This window comes from Mesorhizobium sp. M0019 (assembly GCF_040323975.1).
Taxonomy (GTDB): Bacteria; Pseudomonadota; Alphaproteobacteria; order Rhizobiales; family Rhizobiaceae; genus Mesorhizobium.
The window spans coordinates 23,029-29,276 of record NZ_JAMYVK010000068.1; the positions used below are offsets into that span (position 1 = coordinate 23,029).

Here is a 6,248-nt window from a genome sequence, read left to right on the forward strand (position 1 = left end):
CAGCTCAATCACTCGCGAACTGAGCCTCTTGAATAGTCGAAGAAGCAAAAGAAGACGTTCAAGAGCTACCCGATCGGCTAATTCCACATCGGCATCGTCGACGGACTGACTGCTGAAGCTCGATCTTCATCGTCTCGGGCCATGACCCCTTTCACATAACCGGTTTTAAGCAATCCATCAGGAGGAAACATGCTAGAGACCAGCCCGCGCCCGGTACGCCAGACAGACGGCCGGGAGTTCGTGCGTAGCGAACACGGTGTTCTTCAGGAGGTCGCGCTCTGTCGCCCCACCTACTACGACTGGGCCGCCGAGAACGCGATTGTTGAACAGTCAAAGTCTTCAGGCGCGTCAGTCGACGTGGACGCCGCCATTTCCCAACACCAAGAACTGGTCGCGGCGCTCGAGGGGGAGGGGGTGACATGCCACTTCCTCGAGCCCGATGAACATTTGCCGATGCAGACGTTCACCCGCGATAGCGGGATCATGACTCCGTGGGGCATGCTGATCGCACAGATGGCCCGCCCGGAACGGCGCGGCGAATGGTGCGCTATCGAAGATCTCGCCTCCCATCTTGAGCTGCCCATCTGGAAACGCGTTACGGCGGCTCCGGTCGAGGGTGGCGATGTCCAGATCCTCAGAGAGGGGGAGATTATCATCGGTGTGAATGAGGTCCGGACCTTCTCAAAAGGCGCGGACCAGGTCTCGCGCTGGGTGGGGGGCGAGGGCTGGAGTGTGCGCAAGATCCGCATTCCAGCCCATTTCCTCCATCTCGATGTGCTTTTCAGCGTGCTGAACGAGCGGCTTGCGCTATGCGCAACCGAAATTCTGGATGCTGCTGATGTCGACTGGCTCTCACACAGGTACGAACTTATCCATGTGGGCTACAGCGATGTGATGCGGATGGGCTGCAACGTTACCGCACTCGGCAACGACGTTGTCCTGTCTGCCAAACAGCAGCCCGAGATCAACGCGCGGATTCGTGCCAACGGACTTAAGTTGCTGGAGCCGGATCTCCAACAGTTCGCGCTCGAAGGCGGCTCGACACACTGTCTAACCATGCCGCTGAGAAGAGGTTTGTGATGCCTACTGCCGCAGGGGCTGTAAAGACTTCAACAACGATTGCCGCAGGCGCATTGCCCAAGGTGTCCCATGGTCAGGGTGGCTATGTCTTCGATGCCGACGGCAAGCAATACATCGATGGGTCCGGGGGGCCTGCCGTTTACAGCATCGGCTACGGCAATGAAGAAGTCATCGCAGCTATTCGTGACCAGCTCAAGCGGGTGATGCATGGATACCGATATACATTCACCAGCGATCCGCTCGAAGAGCTGACCGCGCTCGTCGCCGCCAAGTGTGGCGGCGAGCTCGACGCCATGGTGTTCGTGTCTGGCGGATCCGAGGCCGTGGAGTCCTCGATGAAGCTGGCTCTTCAGTATCATACCGGCCGTGGAGAAAAGAGCAGGCGCCGCTTCATTTCCCGCCAGCGGTCGTGGCATGGCAACACGCTTGGCGCGCTCTCCATTTCGGGTTTCAAAGAGCGCCGCGAGGCCTATGAAGGTGCCTTGCTGCCCTCGTGCTTCCTGTCTCCGGCGAACACCTACCGGCCGCCGTCTGGCGTGTCTGCGGAGGATGTTGCCGCACATTGCGCGGCCGAACTGGAGGATGCCATTCGGGAGATCGGCCCCGAGAACGTCGCCGCCTTTGTCTTTGAGCCCGTTGTAGGCGCCGCCGGTGGCGTGGTGCCCGCGCCACCGGGATATGCGGCTCGCATCCGCGACATATGCGATCGCCACGGCGTCCTCCTGATCGCAGACGAGGTCATGTGCGGAAGCGGGCGCTGCGGCACCTTCCGCGCCCTGGAACATGACGGTGTGACTCCAGACATCATGCCGATCGCCAAGGGGTTGGCAGCCGGATACATTCCGCTGGGAGCCGCCGTCTACAGCCGCAAAGTCGGCGATGTCTTCAGATCGGTCTGTGGAGGACCGCAGACCGGCCATACGTTCACGGGCCACACCACGGCTTGCGCCGCCGGCGTGGCGGTTCAGAGGATAATCGAGCGTGAGCGGCTCGTGGAACACGTCTCGGCCAACGGACCAAGGCTGGTTTCCCTGCTACACGACACGCTCGACGGGATCGCGTCCGTCGGCGATATTCGGGGGCGGGGTTACTTCGTCGGCATCGAGCTTGTCGCCGATCCCGCCACCAAGGCTCCGTTCGACCCCAGCAGCCAGGCCTTCCTGAGGGTGCGGCGACGAGCGCTGCAAAATGGCCTCATCTGCTATCCCTCAGGAGGCAACGTCGATGGCGTGGCAGGCGACACAGTCATCATTTCCCCCAGGTATAACGCGACAGACGCGGAATTGAGCGAAATCGCCGACAAGCTCGGCAAGTCAGTGCGAGAGGCCCTTTCTGAGATTGGAGCCGCCTAATGTCTCCACGCAAAGCCATCGTTACCTGCGCGATCACAGGATCGATCCACACGCCGTCGATGTCGCCCTTTCTGCCAATCAGCGAGGACGACATCGTTTCGCAGGCGGTCGCGGCGGCTGTTGCCGGAGCGACGGTCATTCACCTTCACGTCCGTGACCCCAAGACGGGTCGCCCGAGTTCCGATGCGGAACGGTTTGAACGCGTGGTGGGACGCATTCGCGCCGGTTGCGACGCTCTGCTTAGCATCACGACGGGCGGCAGCGCGCAAATGTCGGTGGAGGAGAGACTTGAGGCTCCGATCCGGCTCCGGCCTGAACTTTGTTCCCTCAATCTTGGTACCATGAATTTCGCGCTGCACCCGATGGCATTAAAAGAGCGGGCCTGGAAACACTCGTGGGAGAAGCCGTTCCTTGAGGCCACCAGGAGCGGCTTCTTCCGGAATACCTTTGCCGACATGGAGAGGATAATTGGCGAACTGGCGGACCGTTTTGGCACGCGCTTTGAGTTCGAAGCCTATGACGTGGGGCACCTCTACAACTTGGCGCATCTTCTGGACCGGGGCTTGGTTAAGAGCAAGCCGTTCGTTCAGTTCGTCATGGGAATTCTTGGCGGTATCGGAGCAGGCGCCGACAACCTTTCCTTCATGAAGCAGACGGCCACGAGGCTGTTTGGCGACGATATCGAATGGTCGGCCTTGCCTGCCGGCAGAAGTCAGATGCCCCTTTGCACGATGGCCGCAATCATGGGGGGCAATTTGCGCGTCGGGCTCGAGGACAACCTCTGGCTTGCACCGGGGCTACTGGCTGAAAGCAATGGAAAGCAGGTGGAGAAGATTACCCGCATACTTTCCGAGTTGCAGATAGGCGTCGCCACGCCATCCGAAGCGCGACGGCGGCTTCAGATTGCCCAATGAACCCCGCACCTTTAGAGCACTCCTCGCCATCCGGATGGTCTGGAACCACTGCCAAAGCTTTATGCAACGCTTGGGCTCCAGGTCGTGTCGGCCAGAAGTGGGATCGGTCAGGATGCATCTACTTCCCATGGACCGTCACGCAGACCCGCACGGCTTCTCGGACGGGGGATGATTGCTACCGTTCTTGATACGTCGGGCAATCGGTTGATCCAGGGGTTGTCGGAGAGATGGTTGTGAACATCGCCATTCTCCTTAACGCGCCGCCACGCCAGGTACGGACAGCCAGCGTACGCAGCATTTCCGTCTCGATATGAAGACAAACGTACGTGCTCTCAAGGCTATGGTGCCCAAGCAGGTCGCCGATCGTCTTTACCCCGACACCTTGGCCCAGCAGTCGCATGGCAAACGAGCGGCGCAATGCGTATGATGAGTCACCATCGAGCGGTAGTCCGCTTTGTCTTGCCCGCTTGCTGAAGACGTCGCATACCCCCCAACCCGTCAGGGCTCCCACAGGGCTACGTGCATTGGCAAACAGGAAATTCGTCGCCGGATCGCCGGGACGCCCTCGGCGAGATATTGTTCGATGATGCGAAGCGTCTGATCAGCGACAGGAAGCACGAGGGTCGAACGCATCTTTCGCTGGTCGACCCGCAGTGTACCCCGCTTCCAGTTGATGGCGTACAACGTTAGAGTTGCAATCTCGGAAGGTCGCAGACCGTAATAGGCCATGAGGTGGAGGATCGCGTAGTCACGGTGGCCGAGATCATGGGTCTTGTCGACCGAAGCCAGCAACTTCTCGATCACCTCCCAGCTAAGGGCATGAGGCGTCGCGAATAGCCAAGCGTCCCGACAAACACATGGATTCGTACACGCTCGCCGCCGATCCATACCCTCGTATCACCGAAGTCGATCTGCATCTGATAACCCGGCGCCGTCTCGAAGCGGACGGTCGCGCGCCTGCGCCTTCAGTTCCCGGCGCCAAACCTGCACCCGGCGCTCCACCGACCGCAGGCTTATAATGATCCCATGCTCATTCGCCAGTTCCTGGCGAATGACATGCGCGTTGCCGTCGTGACGGAAAAAGCGCTCTCGCAGCCAATCATCAAATCCGTCGAGCGTCGGCACGCGCAGGCGGCACCGATACTTAATGACACCGCCTCGCGAAGGGAGCGACGAACCGTATTGCGTGCGCAACCGAATTCCTTTGCGATCCGGTTTGCGCCCCAGCTACATTCATGCAGACGCACCATCCACATCACTTCCTCCGCCTGCAGCATCCCCTCGCCCCGCATCGTTCTCGACAATGCAGGTGTCACCGAAATCTCAAGCGTCATCTATCTTTCCTCTCAAAAGAGAGGGGTTAGTTCTTTATGTCGCCAAGGGGCGCATTGCCTCAAGCAAACTGTTACCGATAGTGTCGCTGTTCCGAATGGGATGGTCAGGTGTTGTCATCCCGATTCGGAGGATGGATGGCAAGGCGGATCAGCATGTGGCCGTGGTCAGCTGACATCAGCGGCCGCAGGTCTCAACGCGTTTATATGCAGACAACGTGACATCGCCCCGGCTGATATAGCCAGGATGATTGTGGCGCAACAGCACATTCCATTCGTCTCTGGCTTGTCGCGCTGGCCTTGCGGGCACGCCCCCGACGATCCGGTATCGGCACTGATTCAAGGGGGTACCAGCGCTCGCGATAGCCGTTGCGCTGGGCCGTGCGCAACGGGCTCTTCTCGCCATAGCCGGCGCCGGTGGCGGCCCCAACCTCCAGTTCCATCAGCCGCTCGGCGGCAAAGCCAATCATCTCGCGCAAGAGATCGGAATCCGGAGTCTTCTCCACGAGCGCGCGCAGGTTCATCATGTCGTCGGTCATCGATGGTTCCTTCGAATCAGGTTGGTGTCAGCAACCCGACCTACCGGCGAACTGTCGATGACCACCGCAAAGCCGCTCGCTCGCTACAGCGCTATCGAGGGCGCGCTCGCGAGCGGCTTCGCTACCGCCGAGCTACACCACCTGTAGGGACGCGACCTCATTTCGTCAGGGGCAGTTTCTCAATTCGCTCGGCATCTTTCATGCCACGTCCTTATCAGCGATACTTTCAAGGTTCCCGTGAAGTGCGGATGCATATCTGATTCACGTCCTACATATCGCCGCGCAACTTCTTCCGACGGGGGAGTTTCAAAAGTCGTGCCAACTGCGGAGAAAGAGCCTCAGACAAAAGATCTGTATTCTGTTCAACCATTAGAGTGGTGCTGCAGCAGCAAGCCACCCGAACACTGCCTTGTCGCGGACTCGACAAAGCCCGACACGGGCCGACGCTTCTGCCGGTGCATGGCCATTTCGGTTTCGAGGAGAAGCGCGAGCCTCTTGGACACCTCGACGCTCAGCGTGCCGCCCTCTCGGAGCTTTCTCCCGGACTGCGTTGCTGGGCGCGATGCGGCCAGAATGCGGATTGATCGGGGTAGGGGAACGCCTCGCGACGCCGCCCCTCCCACACCACCGGGCAAACGGGTCCGTACCACGGCGGTTCGATCGGATTAAGCTTGGGCAGAGACATGGAGTCGACGGAGACCGAGAGACTCGAAGTAATGGTTGCGCAGGGCCTGTTGGACCGCCGCCCTGACATGCGCCAGAATCCCGTCGCTGAACCGGCGGCAACCGCAGCTCCGAACTTTGGTACGCCATGACGGCGCAGTTCCTTGTGCGGCGCGGCAATCAACGTGAGAGCGCGTATTGCCTCACCCAAGGGTGTTCCCAAAGAACAATGCCGTTGCCTCACTCGGATGTTCTCGATTGCCTCACTGATTGTTCCCGAGATTTAGGCCGTAGACTCATAAGCGCGGAGCCACAGACGCATTGAGGCGAGCTGGATCATGGCGAGGAAGTTGGCGGCGAGCTTGTCGT

The 6,248-nt window shown here is 60.0% G+C and carries 3 protein-coding genes and 4 pseudogenes; 3 read left to right on the forward strand and 4 right to left on the reverse strand.

Annotation, left to right across the window (positions count from 1 at the left end):
- The first annotated feature begins 189 nt into the window (after positions 1-189).
- Genes NKK47_RS31580 through kce form a run of 3 tightly spaced genes read left to right on the forward strand, consistent with a single transcriptional unit; the run spans position 190 to position 3,346 of the window.
- On the forward strand, positions 190-1,080 hold the full coding sequence (locus NKK47_RS31580) for a dimethylarginine dimethylaminohydrolase family protein (RefSeq protein ID WP_352579545.1): 891 nt from the start codon (positions 190-192) through the stop codon (positions 1,078-1,080).
- Positions 1,080-2,432 carry an aspartate aminotransferase family protein gene (locus NKK47_RS31585; protein ID WP_352579546.1) on the forward strand — a complete coding sequence of 451 codons (1,353 nt, stop codon included), beginning with the start codon at positions 1,080-1,082 and terminating at the stop codon, positions 2,430-2,432. Before NKK47_RS31580 ends, NKK47_RS31585 begins: the two co-directional genes overlap by 1 nt.
- Positions 2,432-3,346, forward strand: coding sequence for a 3,5-dioxohexanoate:acetyl-CoA acetone transferase (gene kce / locus NKK47_RS31590; protein WP_352579547.1), 915 nt, complete (start codon positions 2,432-2,434; stop codon positions 3,344-3,346). The genes NKK47_RS31585 and kce overlap by 1 nt, the downstream gene beginning before the upstream one ends.
- 175 nt (positions 3,347-3,521) lie before the next feature.
- Here kce and NKK47_RS31595 read toward each other — a convergent pair.
- The 4 pseudogenes from NKK47_RS31595 to NKK47_RS31610 all read right to left on the reverse strand — a co-directional run.
- Positions 3,522-4,234: pseudogene (locus NKK47_RS31595) on the reverse strand (tyrosine-type recombinase/integrase).
- Positions 4,168-4,680, reverse strand: a pseudogene (locus NKK47_RS31600) (IS21 family transposase); the annotation flags it as partial. The pseudogenes NKK47_RS31595 and NKK47_RS31600, both read right to left, overlap by 67 nt.
- Positions 4,681-4,970: 290 nt before the next feature.
- A pseudogene (locus NKK47_RS31605) lies at positions 4,971-5,216 on the reverse strand (transposase); the annotation flags it as partial.
- 946 nt (positions 5,217-6,162) lie between these two features.
- Positions 6,163-6,248 (reverse strand): annotated as a pseudogene (locus NKK47_RS31610) (IS5/IS1182 family transposase); the annotation flags it as partial.